Consider the following 22,144-nt stretch of genomic DNA (forward strand, 5'->3'; position numbering starts at 1 on the left):
TCTCATCATATGTGTATCTTAGCGCGTAAGTATTAAATTTTTAAATCATTGAGTTATCTCCATATTATGCAACACCTTCCTCATATCGTAATGTCCATAATACCAAAAATACTCGTTTATACTGGCACTATCATCCAAATGTAAAATGTTATCAATAATAACTTGTTCCTTCCCCTCCCTATTTCCCTTAATTAAAGAAAATTTATTTTTTTTATCTTTTCTTATAAATACAAATTCACTATCATCATTAATATAGTTAGGATAAAAATCCCATCCTACAGATGAGTTAGTCAATTTAGTAATTTCATTATTTTCTAAGTTTACTTCATATATATGTTGATTGTTGGAATTTTCCCATTGCTGAAGATTTTCACTATAAGTTGAGGCTGAATAAACTATATTTCTACCATCACTAGAATAACTTGGAGTCATAGCTACTTCTCCATCCTTAGTGATCTTTTTAAAACTTTCATCTTCTAAATTTAAGATTCCTAAAGTTTTATCTACATTCATAAACCTATATGCACCATTTATAATAGCCACTAAGTTATCATCTATTGGTGATGCAGACATCATATCCTCATAAGTTAAAACTATAATCTCTTCATTAAGTACTTCTCTACACTTGTTACTTTCATCATTATAAACTCCTATAGGCACCCCATCTGCTGTCATTGATGCAGAATTAGGTCTACACCATACAATTAAATTAACTCCATTAATTGAGATGGTAGCCATCTTTGGATCCAACCCTAAATCATGATTTTGGGAACTTATAGGTATATATGGTATCACTACTTTTTCTGTTTTAGTTGCTAAATCTAACTTAACTATTCCTAGTGGAAAAGGATAATTATCCGAATTACCTTTTTTCATAATATTCTTTGTGGCAAATAAAGAGTTATCTTTTCCTAATAAAATTTGTGTATAAAACTCTTTTCCTCCAGTGAAAATTTCTTTAGTTTTATCTTTAACTCCAAATATATATACTCCACCTGTGGACTTAGAATAAATTAAATTTCCATCTTTATCCCATTGATATGCAGTAATACTATCATCTACATTAGTAGTATTTTCTACTTTTTTATAAAAATCTATTTTTGTTACATACAAGTTATTCTTAATATCCCTATAGGCTACATAACCATTTTCACTTATATTTGGCTCTCTATAAGCCCCTTTGTTAAGCATTATTTTCTCTGAAGGGTTATTTATATTCACTGCCCAAATACCATCATCTTTTATAGCTACTGCTACCTCAATTTTATTATCTTCTTTTCCATGTGCTAAAGCATAACTTCTATCCTTAGCAAAAGCTATATCATATAATATAAAATTGAAAATAAGTAATACAAAAATAACTCTAAGTAAGTTTTTCATGGATGAACTCCCCTTTTAAATTTCGTACTCTTATTATTATTTTTATTATAAAAATATATACATGTTTTAAAAGTAAAGTCACAGTCTTAAAGAGAGTCTTTAAAAGTTCACTGAGCTATATAGAATCATTGCCTGTTATATTATCATTTCACCTACAGGAATTTTAGGGTTTTTATATTTCTTTTTATTAATTGTATATTTTCCATATTGGATGGCTTCCTTAGGACAATAACTTATACATGCTAAACATTGACAGCAGTTATCTCCCCATTTAGGAACTTTATCAACTTTAATGCATTTAGTATTGCATACCTGTTCACAAAGTTTACATCCTATACAATCATCTGTAACATAAAACTTTTTAGTATTTATAGCTAACTTATTGAATATAGGATTAGCTATAGCTGTCATAACCTTAGGCATTGGTCCTGTTTCAACTTTAAATACATCCCTAACTTTATCACCTATAAGATTATTTACTTCTCCAATGGTCTCCAAAGCCTTAGACATCTTACTATTCACAATATCATCTTCATCTGCTCTTCCAAGGATAATATAATTATTAGGCATAACAATTGAAAATCCACTATTTAACTTTAACCCCTTAGCTCCTAGCTTTTTCTCTAGTATTTTCATGTTATTTCCTATGTTCTCGCCACAGGTTACTACTGCTGATAAATAATTGTTCTTATAGTTATTTAATTTTAATTTACTAATGAATTTAACTACTGGTGCTGGTGATGCCCAAGCATAGATAGGATAAACAAATATTATCTTTTCTCCTGGTTTTAAGTCATATTCATAAAAATCTTTATCTTGTTTCATTTCCTTTGAAATTGCAATTAATTCTTCTCCTTGGTTACTGGATAAATTTTTTGCTACGTATAAAGAATTTCCTGTGCCTGAAAAATAAAATATCATGAATAAACCCTCCATATATATTTTTTTGCTATTGTTTTAATATACCATATAGATATATATTTATGAAATAGTCTTTTAAAAAATATTAAACTAGCATCTTTATATTTTTAATGCTAGTTTAATATTAGTTTAGAATTTAGTTTTTATCACGTCTAGAGACATTTAAATTCCTATCTATCCACATATTCAAAACTACAGTTATCACTTTCTATATCAAAGACTAAATTATCCTCTATATAAAACTTATAGTTAGCTGAGCAAGCTGCATTTTCATGAATAGTTCTGCACATATTACCACTTGAGGGTGCTAATAACTTTTGTGGATTTCCATCAGTAACTTTTATCTGTAGTTCATACTTACCTCTTTTTAACATTAGTGACTTGCAATTATATTTAAGAATCTTAACTCCATTATAGGTGGATAATCTATATTCTCTTCCTTTATAATATACAACGCATATACATCCTTTAAAATTTATTCCCATAAAAGGTATATCTGCTATAGCTGCCATTATAGATATCTTTTCATTTTTAAAATCATTACACTGGGTCCATAAATAAGTTTTAGGGAAAGAGTTGCCTCTATCTGTTTCAATATATCCAACTCCATCATTAAAACTTACATCTTCACCATTAATAATTAAATTTCCCCTTAATTTATGATATAAACTAATAATGCCATGGCTACATTCCATGAAAGGTATAAAGCTAAAAGGTCCCATAATGTCATATTTTACAGGAGTCAATAAGTCATATTCTATTTTTCCATCTATAGTTAATCCCTCATCTTTAATGTGGATTTCAATGCCTTTAGATGAAAAAATACTATCTCCAACTTTTATTCTTAACTTATCTTTATAAACTATAAATTTAGAAAAACTATAATTTATATTATATGAATTTCTATTAGTTATCACTTGTATAAAGGCTGATCTATTTCCTTTACTATCTATATTTATGCCAGGTATAAAGGATATAGTATCCTCACCCTTTTGATGTTTAAAATACCAGCCCTCAAAAAAACTCTTTTTCCTTGTATAACATTTAATTTTATTCATGGGATAATCCCCTAATAGCTGGACTTTCTATCCAATTACCCTTGTAATCAAATCTAGAGCCATGACATGGACAATCCCATGATAACTCATCAGGATTCCATTGAAGTTCACAACCTAAATGAGGACATTTTGTAGTTACAGTAAATATATTACCATTATTATCTTTGTATACCCCAACTTTCTCTCCATTATATTCTACAATTCCACCATGACCAGTTTCTACCGTCTCTACCTGCTCACTTGGAATGTGAATTTTTTGTGCTATAAAATTCTTTGTAGTTTCTATTACATCCTGGGTTAGGTTTTTACTTGATGCTGACATATCAAATCTTGTAGGAGAAAATATCTCTGCAAAATCATTTTTATTTCCGGATATCATATCAGATAAAATCATAGCTGCCACCATAGAGGATGTCATTCCCCATTTTTTATAACCCGTTGCCACATATACATTAGGAGTTTCAGTGGAATATTGACCTATGTAAGGTATTTCATCTATAGGAATACAATCTTGAGCAGACCAATGATATTTTTCCTTAGCATTGGGATATAACTCCCTTGCTACCTGTCTTAATTCTTCATACTTACCACCAGCTTCATTCTTACCAGTTCTATGAGAACCTCCACCAAGCAATAATAAGTCCTTATAATTTCTAAAAGAGTATCCCCATTTATCAATACCAATGTACATTCCATTGACATCTTGAGCATTCTCTAAAGCTATAACATAGGATCTTTCTTGATGCATTCTAATGAAATAATACCCAGGTGTATTCATAATTGGATAGTGAGTAGCTACTACTATTACATTAGCAGCAACCATCCCTTTATCTGTAACAACTAGCTCCTCTTTAATTTCTAAAGCTTTAGTATTTTCGTAAATAGTTAAGTCTTCAGTAATAACTTCTAAAAACTTAAGAGGATTAAATTGACCTTGGTTATAAAATTTCAAAGCTGCCTTAACCTTAAAAGGAAGCTCTGTATTTTCTAAAAGTTTAGTTTTTATTCCTAACTTAGTTGCTGCTTCTAATTCTTTTTCTAAAGCTTCAACATTATCCATAGTATATAGATAAGCATCCTTCTCTTCAAAATCACACTTAATTCTCTCATTCTCTATTATTTCTTTATATTTTTTTATAGCTAACTCATTGGCACTTGCATATTGTCTTGCCTTCGCTTCTCCAAATTCCTTAATTAACTTATCATAAATTAAGGAATGCTGAGAAGTTATCTTCGCAGTAGTATTTTTTGTATTTCCACTACAAATCTCTTCAGCCTCAATTATAACTACATCTATTCCTTTTTTCTTTAGCATATAGGCAGTTAATATTCCTGTTATACCGGCTCCTATAACTACTACATCTGCCTCTATATTTCCATTTAAGGATTCCCTCTTTTTAAAATTACAGCTTTCACTCCATACAGATTTCATAAAATCACCTCATAAATAGTATTCCACTTTAGTGATTTTATACACAATTAATTATTAATAAAGGTGATATATCCACACAACTATAACATTTTGTTGATATATCACCTTATATTATCTTTTTCCTAATATATATTCTAAGGAATCCATATTAAAATTTAAAACAAGTTTCTCTGGGAAATCTATCTCCTTAAGTAACTCATAGCAGGATGAAAATTCTCCTACATCATAATAAATATGAGCGTCACTGCCCATGATTATTTTAACTCCATGTTCTTTACATAAGTTTAGAAGAGTTATTTGATTTTCTCTAGCATTTCTTCTAAAGCTCTTTGGAGATATGGATGTATTATTCATTTCAAAAACCATATTTTTTTCTTTAGCCGCTAATACTACTTTTTCATAATCTAAAGGAAATCTACTATCATCAGGATGACCAATGATTTTAACATAAGGATTATCCATAACCTTTATTAAAGCATTAGTATTTTCTTCAATGGTTCCTGGTGCTACACAAGGTGGATGCATACTAGCTATGACATAGTCAAGTTCTAGTGCCAGCTCCTCTTGTACATCTATTCTACCTTCATAATCCATTATGTTAGCCTCTATTCCTTTTAGAATTCTAACTTCCATAATTTCATCCTTAATCACCTTTAAATTATTAAAATAATATTCATGAGCTGTACCTGGCATAGATATAGCATGATCTGAAACTCCAAGGACCTTTAGCCCCTTATCTCTAGCTTCCTCAATATTTTCCTTTAAAGTACTATAAGCATGCCCACTAGAAATAGTATGGGTATGTAAATCCATTAAAGCCTTCATTATATCCCTCCATTACTTTATTTTTCTTTAGTCCTATCACTATCCTCTATATTACCCCAAAACTGCATAATAAAAAAGGGATGATTCTTTCTATGTATTGCTCTATGAGTTATTCACATATTGAAAATCACCTCCAAAATAAAAAGCACATAAGCTTAACAATCGAACTTACGCTGTTAAGCTACGTGCTATATCTATATTATATCAAGTAAAAAATTTTATTTTAAAGCTCGTTAAAAAAATTTTAACAATTTATTATGCTGACTTTTTCTTTTTCTTAGCAATATATCCACCTAATGCAATTACCACAATTCCCATAGTTGCAAATGCATCTGGGGTTAATGGAGCACCAGTTTGAGGTAATTTGCTTGGATTGCTTGGTTTACTTGGATTATTAGTATTTGGAGTTGATGGCTTATTTTCTTCTTCTGGAACATTAGGTTCTGTTGGTTTTTCTTCTGTAGGCTTATCTACAGTTGTATCTTCTCCTGCTACTAATACATTAAAATCTACTTTAGGGACACCATTTTGGTTCCAGTCTTCAGCCATTGCATCTCTCATAACTACATTTGTGTTAACTGCATTTATAGCATTAGAGAAATCATATTTATCTCCACCTGTTAACATAAAGTCATTTATTGCTATCGAATAGTATTTATCCATATCAATTTTAGTTCCATCATTTAATCTTATAGATGAAACTTTGCCATCTTCTGGATTACACCAAACCTTTATACCTGCATATTGACCCCATGCAAATCCCTCTGTATTAATTCCATGTTCTATGATGCCATATAAGTCTGAACCCTTAACATCAAGAGTTACTATAGTGTTATCAAAAGGAAGAATTTCGTACATATCACCAATAGTGACATTTCCTTGTTCTAGACTTCTTCTAATTCCACCACCATTAGTTACAGCTATCTCAGTTCCTACTATTTTTCTCATAGTTTCTGCTACAGTTACACCAAGTGGAGTTACTGCAGTGTTTTTATCATCATGACTTAAACGCTCTTTAAGTGAAGTTACCTTTTGTCCTAATATTTCACTTAAACCTGAATTCATATCATTTACTTCCTTTAATACATTTTCATCTACTGGAAGGGTAGCCTCTTTACCTAAAAACACATCCACACTAGGCTCTACGTCTATAAGTTTGTTGCTATGATCAAAGGTAAATGTAAGCTTAGCTAAGGCTCTACCATTATATCCACCTTCTACTACTGGTACTCCATTTACCTCGCCTGAAACTACAGAATGGTTATGACCTGCAATTACAGCATCTACACCTTCAACTTTTGCTATATCAGCAGCTTCCCCAGTTATTTCTTTTGTATTAATATCTTGATACGCTCCGGCATGCGCTATAACTACTACAGCATCAACCTTTTCTGTTTCCCTAAGTACTTTGTTCCACTTAGCAACAGTATCTACTGGATCTAAGAAATCTACATCTTTTACATTTTCAGCTAAAGTAGAAGTTGCTGTCTCTAGAGTAGAAATTCCTATTAACCCTATTTTTGCTCCATTTCTTTCAACTACTTTATATGGTTGCGCATAGCTTACTCTTTCTTTAGTACCTTTTTTAACTATATTGGCAGCTAAGAAGGAGAATCCACCTTCTTTTGACCAAGCATTTATATTATTAATGCCCCAGTCAAATTCATGATTACCTATAGCAGATGCTTCAAGTCCCATAGCTTTTAGCATAGCTGTTACTGGTTTACCAGTGGTAAGATTAGAAATTGCTGTCCCTTGATATAAATCTCCTGCTGATACTGGTATAACACCATATTCAGTAGTAGCTTTAGCTTTATATTCATTTACAACTCCTACTAATTTTGCAGCTCCAATGTTTTTACCAGACTCTAATACATTGCCATGGAAATCATTAAAACTTATAATGTCAACTACCTTGTTAACCTTACTTAAATTAGTCTCCTCTAGTAATTGTGTCTCTATACTGTTTTCGTCACTAGCTACAGCTTGGCTATTATTTGTTTTATCATTATCTTCTGCATATGCCTCAGTAATATTTATTGGCATTACTAAGGTTGCAAATAAAAATAATGACATTATAAACGCCGTAAGTCTTTTTTTCTCTTTCATACCCTTTCCCCCTAATTATAATTTAATGGAACATAGTTAACTATATTCCTTATACCTTATATTGTATTACCCATTATTTTACTTTTCAATAGTTTTATTCCTTACTTGTAATTTATGTCATTACAGAATAATTAAATTAAAAATAAAATTCAATAGGATTTTAACCATAAACTATTTAAATATGAAGCTATAAAACTATGTTCCTATTTAAATATATACCTATAAACCTATTTAAATATTTACCTAGTTAACTAGTTGTTGTGCTCATGCGGGTTTCATGATATTAGGTTACTTAAACTATAAAATTAAATGTATATTTAATTTTATATTGTGATATATGTATATTAAAAAAATATAAAAACGTCTCTTAAAAAGAGACGTTTTCTAATATTATTTAACTTCTTACTTCTTCATTATTTCTAAATTGACTATTATAAAGTTTCTCGTAAAAACCACTCTTTATCATTAACTCTTCATGAGTTCCTTGCTCTATAATATTACCTTCATCTATAACTAAAATTAAATCCGCACTACGGATAGTTGAAAGTCTGTGGGCAATAACAAAACTTGTTCTTCCCTTCATTATATTCTTCATAGCTTTTTGAAGTAATAGCTCTAGTCTAGTATCTACAGAGCTTGTTGCCTCATCTAATATCAATATGGCAGGATCTGATATTATAGCTCTAGCAATAGTTAACAATTGCTTTTCACCTTGAGATATATTAGATGCTTCTTCATTAAGAAACATGTTATACCCATCAGGGAGAGTCTTTATAAAGTGGTGTACATTAGCTATCTTAGCAGCTTCTATTATTTCCCCTTTCGTAGCATCAAATCTACCATACTTTATATTATCGTAAATTGTACCATTATACAGCCATGTATCTTGAAGAACCATTCCAAATATTGAACGTAGATCTTCCCTCTTCATGTCTCTAATGTCTACTCCATCTATCTTTATAGCTCCCTCTTTGATATCATAAAATCTCATAAGCAAGTTTATAAGAGTAGTTTTACCTGCTCCTGTAGGACCTACAATGGCTACCATTTGCCCACTCTTAACCTGTGCACTTAAGTCTTTTATTAATGGCTTGTCGTCACTATATCCAAACTTAACATGTTCAAAGGTAACATTACCACGTGGATTTTCTAATTTTATTGAATTCTCTTTATCTGGAATTTCCTCTTCTTCATTTAATATCTCAAATACACGATCTACTGCAGCAAAAGCTGATTGTATAGCTGAGGATAATTGAGTTACCTGAGAAAGAGGTTGATTTATCTGCCATATATAACGAATAAATGCTTGTAGATTTCCAACAGTAATGGCACCTGCTATGGCATTAATTGCACCTAATACTCCAATCGCTGCAATTCCTAAATAACTTACTAGAGAAACTAGGGGTGACATTATACTTGATATAAATTGAGCTTTAAATCCAGTACTACAAAGTTCTTGATTTATATCTCCAAATTCTCTTATAACATCATCTTGCTTTCCATATAGTTTTATCTCATTAAAGCCAGTATACATCTCCTGAACCTTACCATTTAGGTTTCCTAAAGCATTTTGTTGATTATAAAACAGTTTCTGTGATCTTCCAACTATAACTCTAGATATCATATAGCTTATAGGTATTATAAGTATAGCTACTAGTGCCATCTTCACATTTATTGTAAACATCATTATCAAGGCAAAAGTTAATGAAAGAACTGCATTAACTACTTGAACAAAACTTTGCTGTAATGCATTAGATATAGTATCTATATCATTGGTAATACGACTTAATACATCTCCATAGCTATTTTTATCAAAGTAACTCACTGGTAATTTTCTAATTTTATCTTGAACTGCATTTCTTAAATCCCTCATGGTATTTTGAATTGCATTAGTTAACATGAAGCTAGCTGCATATGTTGATGCTGTACCTCCTACATATACAAAGGCTAAAACTATTAAAATTTTTATTATATAATTAAAGTTTACTGAGGCTCCTGCTACTCCTTTCGCCATATCAAAGGCATCCTTGGTAAGCTGAGTTATAATTAATCCTTCTGTCATGGGAGCTAGAGCAGTAAAGACCGCTGCTATAATTACAAATATTATGGCCCCTATAAAAGGCCATTTATAAGGTTTTACAAAGGGAGAAATTTTACTTACTGCATTTTTAATCTTCTTCATTATGCCAACTCCTCCTTTGTTAATTGTGATGATGCAATCTCTTTATATATATCGCAATTTTTCAGTAACTCTCTATGAGTTCCTATTCCAACTACTTCACCTTCATTTAATACTATAATTTTATCAGCATCCATAATAGAGCTTATTCTTTGAGCAACTATCAATACTACAGCCTCTTTAGTTTCATTTTTAAGCTTAGCTCTAAGAGTAGCATCTGTTTTGAAATCTAAGGCAGAAAAGCTATCATCAAAAATATATATTGCAGGCCTTCTTATTATAGCTCTAGCAATAGATATTCTTTGCTTTTGACCTCCAGATACATTACCTCCCCCTTCACTTATTAACTCCTCAAACTTCTTAGGTTTTTTAATTATAAAGTCATAGGCTTGGGCCACCTTTGAAGAATATTCAACCTCTTCTACAGTAGCTTTCTTTTTACCAAATCTAATATTTGTATCTATACTTCCTGTAAATAACCTAGTCTTTTGAGGTATAAATCCAATTTTTTTACGTAAAGTCTTTAAATCATATTCTCTAATATCTATCCCATCTATCTTTATACTTCCTTCAGTAACATCATAAAATCTAGGAATTAGGTTTATTAGTGTACTTTTTCCACTACCAGTACTTCCTATAAACGCAATAGTTTCTCCCTTTTTAGCTGTAAAGGAAATATCTTTAAGCACAGGTACTTCTCCATCTGGATAAGTAAAGGTAACTTTATTAAATTCTACATTTCCTTCATTATTACTTTTCTTGATTCCATTCTCAGGATTCTTGATAATAGGTTCAGCATCTAATAGCTCTTGTATTCTATTAGATGAAACTTGTGCTTTGGGATACATAACAAATACAGTTGAAAATAACATAAGTGAAAACATAGCATGGAATAAGTACTCTATAAAAGCAACTAATTGTCCTACTTGAAGAGTTCCCAGATTTATCATGCTACTAGAAATCCAGAATATGGCTATGATTGCTAAATTAAGCACTAAGAAAAAGCTTGGCTGAGATATAGACATAAGCTTGAAAATCTTCTTTGAAATCTCAGTATAGTCCTTATTAGTTTCAGCAAATCTTTCTCTTTCATGATCATCATTACCGAAAGCTCTTATTACCCTTATTCCTGTCAAATTTTCTCTAGATATTCTGTTTAACTTATCTAAATTTTTCTGTTGAATCTCTGACCACGGATGGGAAATTTTAGCTATTATGAATACACCAATAATTATAAATGGTAATGTAACAGCTAATATACTTGATAAGGATGAACTTGTTTTAAGTATCATCACTAAGCTTACTATAAACATTACTGGTGTAATCAACGCTAATCTCAGTAATATATTTATAAATTGCATTACTTGAAATGCATCGTTGGTAGTTCTAGTAATCATTGATGATATACCAAATCTATCATATTCACTATGAGAAAACTCTTGTGATTTCTTAAATATATCATTCCTTATATCTCTAGTTACATTTGTAGATATTTTAGATGAACAATATCCTAACAATATTGTCCCTAAAACCCCTATTATAGATATAACTACAATTATAAGTCCCATTGTTTTTATATATTCTATATCACCATTAGCTATTCCCTTGTCGATAACTTTAGCCATAATAGTTGGTATTCCAAGTTCAACTAAAGCAAAGCCAAATACTGATATTATATTAATCATAAGAAGCATTTTATAATTTTTTAAGTATTTTAAAATTAATTTCATTTTATAATTCCTCCTTTGTAAATATTTTTTAATACTAATAATATAAATTAATAATTTAATTATCTGTTCTATAATTAACTTTAATTATTTACCACTATTAGAACATAATACCCACAGCTTAACTATGAAGTCAATGGAATTTATAACCGTGAATACAATTACATAAAGAATTATTAATATTTATTATTTTATTTCCTCTATGTGTGTTGCAACTTTCCCCTTTTTAATATCTTCTAAAATTTTTCACCATTTAATACCACATCAAAACACATCTTCCTCGTTCTCAATTTTAATTATTTCTGCATCTGTATTTTCTTCTATAAAATTTATTATATTTTCCATGGTAGAATGGACCTGAGCTGATGTTCCACAAACTCCTGCAATACCTATAACTAATGTTTGATGTATATCTTGTTCATCAACTTCGCCAACAGAAATATTAAACTTATTTCTTAGTCTTTGCATTAAACTCTTTATCACCATTCTCTTTTCCTTTAAAGAATGTACCCACGAAGCTCTTAGTGTCACACGCATTATTAATATTTTCATTATATTATCACTCCATTGATTTAATATTTTATATTAATTTCTCCAGTTTCAATAATGTTATGTTCTTACATGGTAAACCCATTGATATTACTGTAATTAAGGCTCCTAGAGCAAATCTAATCAATTACCTCCAATGTACCCTATTATTCTAATTTTATCACAATATTCCTATATATATCCTTCGTTGCTCTTCTTTTACATACATCCTATAATGATAAGGGGATTTTTTTATCTTAAGGTATATATAAACTTAGTTTTAAATTATAAACTTTAGATTAAAATCTATAATTATATCATTTGAGGAGGTAAACTATTATGAACTCTGAAACTATCACTAAAAGGGATAATAAGATTAAAGATAGTTCTATCACTGATATGACCATTGGAAACCCTTTTAAAATTTTATGGACTTTTTCTCTTCCCATGTTACTTAGTTCACTTTTTCAACAACTTTATAATATTGTGGATAGTATTGTAGCAGGAAAATTTATAGGAGTAAATGCTTTAGCTGCTGTAGGTGCTTCTTATCCTATAACTGCACTATTCATCGCCGTAGCTGTAGGCTCTAGTATGGGATGCTCTGTTGTAGTTGCACAAATCTTTGGTTCAAAAAAATATACTACTATGAAATCTGCAATTTCAACAGCTATAATATCTCTAACTAGTCTTAGCATTATTTTAACTATCTTGGGTAGTATTTTTTGTAAGCCTCTTATGAGACTTCTTCATACTCCAGAAAATATATTTTCTGATTCTGCCCTTTATTTACAAATATACATAAGCGGAATTATATTTTTATTTTTATATAATACTGCCACCGCCATATTTAACGGTTTAGGAGATTCCAAAACACCTTTATATCTTTTAATTTTCTCTTCTATATTTAATATTATTTTAGACCTAGTGTTTGTTATAACTTTTAAAATGGGTGTATCTGGAGTTGCTTGGGCTACTTTTATTGCTCAAGGTCTTTCTTCTATACTAGCTATAGTGTGCCTTATTATGAGATTACGTAAAATTGAAGTCACTGAAAAGTATCCTTACTTTAGTAGTTACATTTTAAAACGTATAAGTAGAATTGCCATACCAAGTATAATGCAACAATCCTTTATATCTGTAGGTCAAATTTGTGTACAAGGTCTAGTTAATAGCTACGGAGCCATAGTCGTAGCAGGATATTCTGCTGCCTTTAGAGTTCATACCATTGCTCTTACTTCTATGAGTACTATGTCTAGTGCACTTTCTAGCTTCACTGCACAAAACATTGGTGCAAAGAAAATTTCCCGGGTGAGAGAAGGATATAAAGCTGCAGTAGCTATAACCTTAAGTATATGTGGTGGAATTCTTATTCTATTTTTAATCCTTGCTCCAAAATTAATTGGATTGTTTGTAGATTCTAGTGAGAGCATAGATGTAATTAATGTGGGTACTGAGTTTCTAAGAACCCTAGCACCTTTTTATTTAGTAGTAGGTCTTAAGATGGTATGTGATGGTGTTCTCCGTGGAGCCGGAGCTATGAAAGACTTTATGTTTGCCACCTTTTCTGATTTAATACTAAGAGTAGCCCTTTCCTTCATTTTAGCTTCAATAATAGGATACTCCGGTATCTGGTGGGCCTTCCCTCTTGGTTGGATAATAGGAACTGCGTTATCTGTATACTTTTATTATAAGGGTACTTGGAAACCTTCAATTAATTAAATATATAATTATATTTAGGCTATGTTTTACTTAATAATTAATTTATAATCAAAGTAATACATAGCTTAATTTTTAAAATGGAGATATACAAATGAAAATAGTACAAATTTATAAAAATCAAATTATAAAATTCTTCAAAACCGAGACTATATTAGTAATAGCTATAACTTTAGCTATTCTCTCTTCCTTTATAGCTATACCCAAGATAGAGTATATAGATTTTAAGGTTTTATTTTTATTGCTAAATTTAATGATTATTGTGGCAGCCTTTAAAGATTTAAAGATATTAGACTTCATTGCAGTGTCTATATTAAATAAATGTACAAGCTACACATCATTATGTTTTTCCCTAATATTTATAACCTTTTTCTCCTCAATGTTAGTAACTAATGATGTAGCTCTACTTACCTTTGTACCGTTAACTATAATAATTAGTAAAAAGATTAAGGTTAATCCATTAAAACTAGTAATTTTTCAAACTTTAGCTGCCAACTTAGGTAGTAGTCTAACCCCTATGGGAAATCCACAGAATCTTTTTATTTATTCCTTTTATAATCTAACTCCTGTGGACTTTTTTAGGATAACTCTACCTTTAGTTATAACTGCTATTATATTTTTAACTATATTAATTATAAATAATAAAGAAAATATTAATGTTCCTAGTCTAGATAATATTTCCGGATTCAACACAAAAGGTATTATTATTTTTACTATTTTATTTATTATAGCTATTTTATCTGTATTTAAATTTATAGATTATAGAACTTCCATGGGGGTAACCTTGATATTAACCTTGATAATCAATAAAAATCTATTAAAGGAAGTGGATTACTCCTTACTTATTACTTTTATAGGTTTCTTCATATTTATAGGCAATATTTCCTCTCTAGGTGTTGTAAAAAGCTTTTTATCACAAATACTAAATAGAGCTAATAATACTTACTTTGCATCTATTCTGCTGAGTCAAGGTATAAGTAATGTACCTGCTACAATGCTCATTGCAAACTTCACAAATTATTATAAAGAGCTTTTACTAGGTGTTAATGTTGGAGGAATGGGCACAATAATTGCATCTATGGCAAGTGTTATATTATTTAAGTTATATGTGAAGGAATTTAAATCCTATAGTGGTAAGTTTTTAAAGAAATTTACCTTCTACAATATTTTAGGACTTTTTATATTTATTCCTATTATTAAATTGTTATAGTTGTTATAATTTGAATAACTATGGTAAATCATGTAGAATAGTACTAAATATTTAAAATCCTACAATAAACTAAGGATTATAAGGAGGTATACTAATGTTAAGTGATAATTTATTAAAAAATCTTAATGACCAAGTAAACTTTGAATTTTACTCATCTTACACTTATTTAGCTATGGCAGCCTATGCTGAATCTGTTGATTTAGGTGGAATAGCTAATTTCTTTAGAGTTCAAGCTCAAGAGGAATTATTCCATGCAATGAAACTTTATGACTATATTTTTCAAAAAAATGGTGTTGTTGAATTAGATAAAATTGATAAACCAGAGGGCAAATATGAAAGTATAATAGATGTATTTGAAACTGGTTATAAACATGAACAACTAGTTACAAGTAGAATTTATAAGTTAGCAGATATTGCTTCCGAAGAAAAAGAACATGCAACTATAAGCTTACTTAGATGGTTCATAGATGAGCAGGTTGAAGAAGAAAACACCTTCAACACTCTTCTTAAAAAGATTAAAAGAGCTGAAGATAATCCAGCAGCTTTATATATGTTAGATGAAGAACTTGCTACAAGAGTTTTCACTCCACCAACTACTGCTTAATGTGAAAATCAATTACTCATTATAATATTTAGTGAGTATAATGACAATGCAAAAGACTTACTTAGTGATAAACCATTAAGTAAGTCTTTTATAATATATATAAATTTTTTATAGGCAATTTATTTTGCTACAAATTAAGTAGATGTTATTACTTTAATTTTACTAGTAATTGTCCTGTCTTTACTTGTTGTCCTTCTGATACAAGGATGGAGTCAATAGTACCATCCATAGAAGCTACTATATTAGTTTCCATTTTCATTGCTTCTATTGTCAGTAAGCTTTCTCCCTCTTTAACTTGTTGTCCTTTTTCTACTAAGACTTTAATTATAGTTCCAGGAATACTCGCTCCAATCTCTAGCTTATCCTCAGCATTAGCCATCTTTATAGAGCTATCTTTACCATTACTCTTTAAAGCACTTGCTGTTTTATCTTTAATTTTAATTTCTCTTCTATTTCCATTAATTTCAAAGGCTAGAGTTCTATATCCTTCTGAATCTAATTTACCTATTTCTATAAATTGAACTATAAGGGTCTTGCCTTCTGCAACTTCAACTTCACATGTTTCACCCTCTGCAAGTCCATGGAAGAATACATCACTACCCATACGACTTACATCACCATATTCTGAAACAAATTTTAAGAAATCTTCAAATACTTCAGGATATAAAGCATAACTTATAACATCTTTTTTAGATGGAGTATATTTATATTTATCCTTTAAATATTCTTCAATTTTATTAAAGTCTTCAGGTGGTAATAATTCTCCTGGTCTATCTGTTATAGCCTTTTCACCCTTTAAAACTATCTTTTGTAGTTCCTCTGGGAATCCACCTTCTGGTTGACCCATCATCCCTTTGAAATAAGATACTGCCGAATCTGGAAAAGCCATATTTCTTCCCTTTTCACAGATATTTTCAGAAGTTAATCCATTTTGAACCATGAAAATAGCCATGTCCCCTACCATTTTTGAAGAAGGTGTAACTTTTATTATATCCCCTACCATATTATTTACCTCTTTGTACATAGATTTAACTTCTTCAAATCTATGACCAAGTCCAAAACTTTCTACCTGAGGTTTTAAGTTTGAATATTGTCCCCCTGGAATCTCATATTTATAAATTTCTGCTCTACCTGACTTAAGTCCTGATTCAAACTGTTCATATACTGGTCTTACAGCATCCCAATAATTTGATAACTTTTGAATTTCACTTACATTTATGCCAGTATCTCTGTCTGTATTTTCAAGAGCTGCTACTACAGAGTTTAGAGCTGGTTGGCTAGTTAAACCAGACATACTATTAAAGGTTGTATCTACAATATCTACTCCTGCATCGGCTGCCATAAGCACAGTTGCTACACCATTTCCAGTAGTGTCATGAGTATGTAAATGAATAGGTATTGAAATCTCATTTTTTAATGCCTTAATAAGTTTTTTAGCTGCATAAGGTTTAAGCAATGCAGACATATCCTTTATAGCAAGTATATGAGCTCCCATTTTTTCTATTTCTTTAGCCTTATTTACATAGTATTCAAGACTATATTTATCTCTAGTTACATCTAAAATATCTCCAGTATAGCATAGAGCAACTTCTGCTAATTTCCCACAGTTTAAAACTTCATCAAGCGATGTCTCTATACCCTTTAACCAGTTAAGTGAGTCAAAAATTCTAAATATGTCTATACCACTCTTTGAAGATTCTCTTATAAATTCTCTTATTACGTTATCTGGATAATTTTTATATCCTACTCCATTAGCTCCTCTTATCAGCATCTGGAACATAACATTAGGAATTCTTTTTCTTAATTCCTCAAGTCTTTCCCATGGAGATTCTTTTAAGAATCTGTAAGCCGTATCAAAGGTAGCTCCCCCCCACATCTCAAGAGAAAACAAATCTCTTCCATAGGCTGAGGTCGCCTTTGCAATGTTGAACATATCTCTACTTCTCACTCTTGTAGCCATTAAGGATTGTTGTGCATCCCTCATAGTAGTATCAGTAATTAATAGTTTTTTCTGATTCTTGATCCAATTTACAACACCCTGTGGACCTTGTTCATCTAATATTTTCTTAGTACCTTGTATTCCTTCTAAAGAGTCTATAACTGGAATAACTGGTACGTCAAATTCTCTCTTATTTCCCTTAGTTTCATTTACTATTTTTTCTCCAATGATTTTTAAAACCTTATATTCTTCATCAGTTCTAGGTTTTATATCAAATAATTGAGGATTATCTGCTATGAAATTAGTATCACATTGTCCTCTTCTAAAGGTTTCATTATTTAATACGTTTATTAGAAAATCTATATTGGTCTTAACTCCAGTAATATTCAACTCTTTAATGGAACGTATGGATTTTCTAATTGTATCTTCAAAGGTTCTAGAATAAGCTGTTGTTTTTACAAGTAAACTATCGTAATATGGACTAATTACAGCACCACTAAATCCATTTCCTCCATCTAGTCTTATCCCAAATCCTGAACCTGTTCTATAAACATCTATTTTCCCTGTATCTGGGGCAAAACTATTAGAAGGATCTTCTGTAGTTACCCTACATTGGATTGCAAAACCTCTTGGTTTTACATCTTCTTGTGAACAGATTCCTATTTCCTTAGAATCTAAACTATATCCCTGTGCTATCAAAATTTGACTTTGAACGATATCTATTCCTGTAGTCATTTCGCTAACAGTATGTTCTACTTGTATTCTTGGATTCATCTCAATAAAATAGTGATTGCCATGTATATCTACTAAGAACTCTAAAGTTCCGGCACTTATGTATCCTACAGATTTTGCAATCTTTAAAGCATCTTCACAGATAACTTGTCTTTTTTCTTCACTTAGAGATACTGCTGGGCTAAATTCAATAACCTTTTGATGTCTTCTTTGTATTGAACAATCTCTTTCATAAAGGTGAACTATATTACCATGCTTATCTCCAAGAACTTGAATCTCAATATGTTTAGGTCCTTCTAGATATTTTTCTATAAATATATCATCTATTCCAAAAGCCTTTTTTGCCTCATTTTTAGCACTTTTAAAAGACTCAAGAAGTTCTTCTTCTTTTCTTACTATCCTCATACCTCTTCCACCACCACCGGCAGCAGCCTTTAGCATGATTGGATATCCACATTCTTTTGCAAATTTAATTGCTTCCGTCTCTGAAGTAATTGGTTTTTCTACTCCTGGTATTACAGGTACACCAACTTCTTTTGCTACAATTTTTGATTTTATTTTATCCCCTAATCTATCCATCATTTCTGCTTTAGGTCCTATAAATTCTATTCCTGCCTCTTTACACTTTCTAGCAAACTCAGGATTTTCAGATAGGAATCCATAACCTGGATGGATGGCATCTACACGCTTTTTTAATGCAAGATTAATTATTTCATCAATATTTAAATAAGCGTCAACAGGGCTTTTATTCTTTCCAATCTGATAGGCTTCATGAGCCTTTGTTCTGAAAAGAGAAAGCTTATCCTCCTCAGAATATATAGCAACAGTTCTTATTCCAAGCTCGTGACAAGCTCTAAATATTCTTATTGCAATTTCTCCTCTATTTGCTACTAATACTCTTTTGAATTTTTTCTTAGTCATATAAAAAACACCACCATCTTTTATTATTTTCAACTAAAAACTTTATAAATTTATGCAATATATAATCTTTAGTTTATGCAAAATATATTTTTTTAACAAAAATAATTGGACTCCAATAACATGTTTTTAATTATATCACACACTTTTTATAAAGTATAGCATTTTTATAAAATTATTATGTACAACTGAAATTTAATATTTTTATACTTGCAAATATAATGACTTGAATGAAAAAATGATTTAAAATAATTCTATTCGAACTATTTTAAATCATCTTCAAACCCTTGTATTTAGCTATTTTGCTTATAATCCATTGTATATTATCATACATTTTTAATTATGCAAGATAATATTTTATGAATTTATATTCTTTAAATATTTTATTTGTGTTAAATCAATTTATTGTATTTTTATTTAATATTAACTAATTTATTGTATAAACCACCTATAATATATTAATTAATTCCATTTTTAGTAATAAAATATATAAAAATTTATGATGCTAATTAACATTTATCATTTTATATAATTCATTTTCTTCCTTGGTAATCCTTGTCTCTATAGCTTTTAATATACACTTAGTTTCTTCAACAAATTCCATTAAATTAGCTTCAATTTTATTCTTAGTATTAAATTTATTTTTATAACTAGTGAATACTTGTGAAATTTCACCCATTTCATTCATATATAAATTAGCCATTTTCTTAAGTGATAAATCTTTACCATTAATCAAAGTTGGATATAAAAATTTATCCTCTGATGTTAAGTGAATTTGTAATTTCCCTGCGAGTTTATTTATATGGCTTGCTGCTTCCATTGCATTTAATGCCATAACATTTTTATTTATCATTTCTTTTATTAGCCTTATTTCATCTGATATGTCTCCGTGTTGTCTCATTAAATTATTTAAATTCATGGTAATACCCCCCTACTGATTTACTACCTTTATTATAAACAAAATGTAGCAGAAGTTATGTACCATTTGTTACAACCTTTAGCATATATCCTCTATTTTAATTAATATTAGAAAAGGTCATATCAAAATAATCTATTAATCTTAAATTAATATAAGATTTAATATATTTTGATATAACCTCATTTTTAATTTATACCTATTTTCATATAATTTTTACAATGTTCTGCTACTTCATTTGCAGCAATCATTGCACTTTTTATTGCTCCTTGTATCCATCCATGTTCCTGTGAAATATGTTCACCAGCAAAATATACTCTATTATCATATTCAGGCTGGCTAGAAGCATAGGCAAATAGCCTTTTTTGGCCAGGCATATAATAGCAAACAGCTCCAAAAAATCCTTGTTCATTATCCCATTGTATGGTTTTACTATCTAATACTATATCATCAAGATATCCTTGTTTAAGTCCTTGGACATGCTCTACTTGTATTTTTATCCATTCTAATCTAGTTATTGGTTCTAAATTACCAAGACGCATTGCATCGCTAGATAGATTGTAGGATGCTAAAAGAACCCCAGCCCCTCCATAACTTTTATACTCTCTTCTCACAGAAGGTATTACCTGACTTTCCAAATCGGCAATATTGTACTCAATATTATAAGATGGGTACCATATACTTCCTATTGGTAAGTCTGTATAAGAGGCTCCACCTATTATTGCTTTACTAGGTCCCCCTTCTTCCCAAAATTTCTCCTTACACATAAAGAGAGTTTTTTGTCCTGCTATATAATTAACCTCTTTGATTGCTTGCATTTTTTCTGTGCTAAACATAGGATATATATTTACATTACGAAGGCTAGAAAATGGTATAGTGCATATTACAAAATCAAAGCTCTGGTGGTGACTACTTATTTCTTGTTCACTTTTATATTCTAAAATAACTTTATTATCTTCGTTATTTTTGTATATACCTTCTACTCTATTCCCACTTTTCCAAGTTATATGTCCTAGTTGATCCTGTAAAATGTCATTATACTCTTTAGGGTCAAGTGACATTAATGAATGATACATTGCAATAGGTAACCATACTGTTCCTCCATCAATTTGGTACCTAAAAGCATCATCTACAGCATACTGTTCTTGGAGACTTTCTATATAACTATTATCATAGAGCCATCCAGAAAATGTAACAATAGATGATAACATTTCTATAGCACCTTCACTTAATCCCCGTTCTTCAAGTTCTCTTCTTATGCTTAAGCTGTCAAAGTATTCAATTTCTGGAGAGTACCTTTTTTTATTTTGTAATAACTCTCTTCTTATATCTGGGCTAATTTGAAGTAAGCTAGCTCCTAAGCCATAACTTACAAGCTTTTGCCATGGCTCTTGTCTTTCCCATGGTGCTAAATTAAATTCAGGATATATTTTCTCCATAACACTTATTCCATCTGGATCATTGATAGCTCTTTTATTTCTCACATAAATAAAGGCATTATCATTATTTTGAATAAAAGGTGTTGTTCTTAATTTAAATTGATTTATATACTTCCATGTAGCTTCATGACTTACTGGTATTCTCATAGCACCAAGCTCACCATAAAATCTTTTATTTTCATCAAAATAGTAAGTATAAATTCTTCCTCCTATACGTTCCTTTTGCTGTTCAAATATAGTTATGTCAAAACCCAATTTCCTAAGCTCAAAAGCAGCAGATAAACCTGCAATTCCTCCTCCTATTATACCTATATTAATGCCTTTGCATCCACCCGGTGGTAATATGGTTGTAATGTCCTTTGGCGGGCTAAGTAGTTCAATTAAATTATCATAGTCTTCTATTCGACCTACTTCCTCTAAAGCAAGCCTTAGCATACTATGCCTTTCCTCGTCTGTAGGATTACTTGGCTGCACAACTTTAATTTCCCTAGCCAAATAGTTTCAACTC

General features: G+C 30.3%; 15 protein-coding genes. 3 read left to right on the forward strand and 12 right to left on the reverse strand.

The features are described 5' to 3' along the window. Positions 1-45: 45 nt before the first annotated feature. From B2S02_RS07695 to B2S02_RS07735, 9 genes are all read right to left on the reverse strand, one after another. On the reverse strand, positions 46-1,380 hold the full coding sequence (locus tag B2S02_RS07695) for a hypothetical protein (RefSeq protein ID WP_346878495.1): 1,335 nt from the start codon (positions 1,378-1,380) through the stop codon (positions 46-48). A 135-nt stretch (positions 1,381-1,515) separates the two neighbouring features. Continuing rightward, positions 1,516-2,301, reverse strand: coding sequence for an EFR1 family ferrodoxin (locus B2S02_RS07700; protein ID WP_346847310.1), 786 nt, complete (start codon positions 2,299-2,301; stop codon positions 1,516-1,518). A gap of 170 nt (positions 2,302-2,471) precedes the next feature. Next, the gene (locus B2S02_RS07705; protein WP_346847309.1) at positions 2,472-3,359 is read right to left on the reverse strand and encodes a tocopherol cyclase family protein; all 888 of its coding nucleotides are present in this window, start codon (positions 3,357-3,359) and stop codon (positions 2,472-2,474) included. Beyond that, positions 3,352-4,791, reverse strand: a complete 1,440-nt coding sequence (locus B2S02_RS07710) for an FAD-dependent oxidoreductase (RefSeq protein ID WP_346878494.1) — start codon at positions 4,789-4,791, stop codon at positions 3,352-3,354. Before B2S02_RS07710 ends, B2S02_RS07705 begins: the two co-directional genes overlap by 8 nt. A 111-nt stretch (positions 4,792-4,902) precedes the next feature. Continuing rightward, on the reverse strand, positions 4,903-5,616 hold the full coding sequence (locus B2S02_RS07715; RefSeq protein WP_346877235.1) for a phosphatase: 714 nt from the start codon (positions 5,614-5,616) through the stop codon (positions 4,903-4,905). Positions 5,617-5,871: 255 nt separating this feature from the next. Continuing rightward, positions 5,872-7,725 (reverse strand): 5'-nucleotidase C-terminal domain-containing protein, encoded by a 1,854-nt coding sequence (locus B2S02_RS07720; RefSeq protein ID WP_346847306.1) that lies wholly within the window; start codon positions 7,723-7,725, stop codon positions 5,872-5,874. 394 nt (positions 7,726-8,119) lie between these two features. Next, positions 8,120-9,907: an ABC transporter ATP-binding protein gene (locus B2S02_RS07725; protein WP_346920493.1), complete on the reverse strand. Its 1,788-nt coding sequence runs from the start codon at positions 9,905-9,907 to the stop codon at positions 8,120-8,122. After that, positions 9,907-11,634, reverse strand: a complete 1,728-nt coding sequence (locus B2S02_RS07730) for an ABC transporter ATP-binding protein (RefSeq protein WP_346878491.1) — start codon at positions 11,632-11,634, stop codon at positions 9,907-9,909. Before B2S02_RS07730 ends, B2S02_RS07725 begins: the two co-directional genes overlap by 1 nt. A gap of 261 nt (positions 11,635-11,895) precedes the next feature. Further along, positions 11,896-12,183 (reverse strand): DUF503 domain-containing protein, encoded by a 288-nt coding sequence (locus tag B2S02_RS07735; protein ID WP_035131176.1) that lies wholly within the window; start codon positions 12,181-12,183, stop codon positions 11,896-11,898. Positions 12,184-12,498: 315 nt separating this feature from the next. Here B2S02_RS07735 and B2S02_RS07740 point away from each other — a divergent pair, with 315 nt between their 5' ends. From B2S02_RS07740 to B2S02_RS07750, 3 genes are all read left to right on the forward strand, one after another. After that, a complete protein-coding gene (locus tag B2S02_RS07740; protein WP_346877231.1) occupies positions 12,499-13,881 on the forward strand; it encodes an MATE family efflux transporter in 1,383 nt (460 codons plus the stop codon). 91 nt (positions 13,882-13,972) lie between these two features. Next, positions 13,973-15,088, forward strand: a complete 1,116-nt coding sequence (locus B2S02_RS07745) for an SLC13 family permease (RefSeq protein WP_346920494.1) — start codon at positions 13,973-13,975, stop codon at positions 15,086-15,088. A 94-nt stretch (positions 15,089-15,182) separates the two neighbouring features. Next, positions 15,183-15,692, forward strand: coding sequence for a ferritin (locus B2S02_RS07750; RefSeq protein WP_346847301.1), 510 nt, complete (start codon positions 15,183-15,185; stop codon positions 15,690-15,692). 148 nt (positions 15,693-15,840) lie between these two features. On the opposite strand, the gene B2S02_RS07755 is transcribed toward B2S02_RS07750, so the two are convergent. The 3 genes from B2S02_RS07755 to B2S02_RS07765 all read right to left on the reverse strand — a co-directional run bounded on the left by B2S02_RS07755 (position 15,841) and on the right by B2S02_RS07765 (position 22,131). Further along, positions 15,841-19,284 (reverse strand): pyruvate carboxylase, encoded by a 3,444-nt coding sequence (locus tag B2S02_RS07755; protein ID WP_346878489.1) that lies wholly within the window; start codon positions 19,282-19,284, stop codon positions 15,841-15,843. 502 nt (positions 19,285-19,786) lie between these two features. Further along, positions 19,787-20,200: a hemerythrin domain-containing protein gene (locus tag B2S02_RS07760; RefSeq protein WP_346847299.1), complete on the reverse strand. Its 414-nt coding sequence runs from the start codon at positions 20,198-20,200 to the stop codon at positions 19,787-19,789. A gap of 185 nt (positions 20,201-20,385) precedes the next feature. Continuing rightward, positions 20,386-22,131 (reverse strand): flavin monoamine oxidase family protein, encoded by a 1,746-nt coding sequence (locus B2S02_RS07765; RefSeq protein WP_414632889.1) that lies wholly within the window; start codon positions 22,129-22,131, stop codon positions 20,386-20,388. Positions 22,132-22,144: the final 13 nt, after the last annotated feature.

Source organism: Clostridium sp. UBA7339, from assembly GCF_002470865.1.
Classification (GTDB): Bacteria; Bacillota; Clostridia; order Clostridiales; family Clostridiaceae; genus Clostridium_J; species Clostridium_J sulfidigenes.

What these genes read in the sequence shown, in the direction of transcription:
- B2S02_RS07725 (WP_346920493.1), bottom strand. Translation starts at nt 9,907, where the DNA reads ATGAAGAAGATTAAAAATGCAGTAAGTAAAATTTCTCCCTTTGTAAAA.
- B2S02_RS07740 (WP_346877231.1), top strand. Translation starts at nt 12,499, where the DNA reads ATGAACTCTGAAACTATCACTAAAAGGGATAATAAGATTAAAGATAGT.
- B2S02_RS07760 (WP_346847299.1), bottom strand. Translation starts at nt 20,200, where the DNA reads ATGAATTTAAATAATTTAATGAGACAACACGGAGACATATCAGATGAA.
- B2S02_RS07730 (WP_346878491.1), bottom strand. Translation starts at nt 11,634, where the DNA reads ATGAAATTAATTTTAAAATACTTAAAAAATTATAAAATGCTTCTTATG.
- B2S02_RS07750 (WP_346847301.1), top strand. Translation starts at nt 15,183, where the DNA reads ATGTTAAGTGATAATTTATTAAAAAATCTTAATGACCAAGTAAACTTT.
- B2S02_RS07745 (WP_346920494.1), top strand. Translation starts at nt 13,973, where the DNA reads ATGAAAATAGTACAAATTTATAAAAATCAAATTATAAAATTCTTCAAA.
- B2S02_RS07705 (WP_346847309.1), bottom strand. Translation starts at nt 3,359, where the DNA reads ATGAATAAAATTAAATGTTATACAAGGAAAAAGAGTTTTTTTGAGGGC.
- B2S02_RS07710 (WP_346878494.1), bottom strand. Translation starts at nt 4,791, where the DNA reads ATGAAATCTGTATGGAGTGAAAGCTGTAATTTTAAAAAGAGGGAATCC.
- B2S02_RS07715 (WP_346877235.1), bottom strand. Translation starts at nt 5,616, where the DNA reads ATGAAGGCTTTAATGGATTTACATACCCATACTATTTCTAGTGGGCAT.
- B2S02_RS07720 (WP_346847306.1), bottom strand. Translation starts at nt 7,725, where the DNA reads ATGAAAGAGAAAAAAAGACTTACGGCGTTTATAATGTCATTATTTTTA.
- B2S02_RS07735 (WP_035131176.1), bottom strand. Translation starts at nt 12,183, where the DNA reads ATGAAAATATTAATAATGCGTGTGACACTAAGAGCTTCGTGGGTACAT.
- B2S02_RS07700 (WP_346847310.1), bottom strand. Translation starts at nt 2,301, where the DNA reads ATGATATTTTATTTTTCAGGCACAGGAAATTCTTTATACGTAGCAAAA.
- B2S02_RS07755 (WP_346878489.1), bottom strand. Translation starts at nt 19,284, where the DNA reads ATGACTAAGAAAAAATTCAAAAGAGTATTAGTAGCAAATAGAGGAGAA.
- B2S02_RS07695 (WP_346878495.1), bottom strand. Translation starts at nt 1,380, where the DNA reads ATGAAAAACTTACTTAGAGTTATTTTTGTATTACTTATTTTCAATTTT.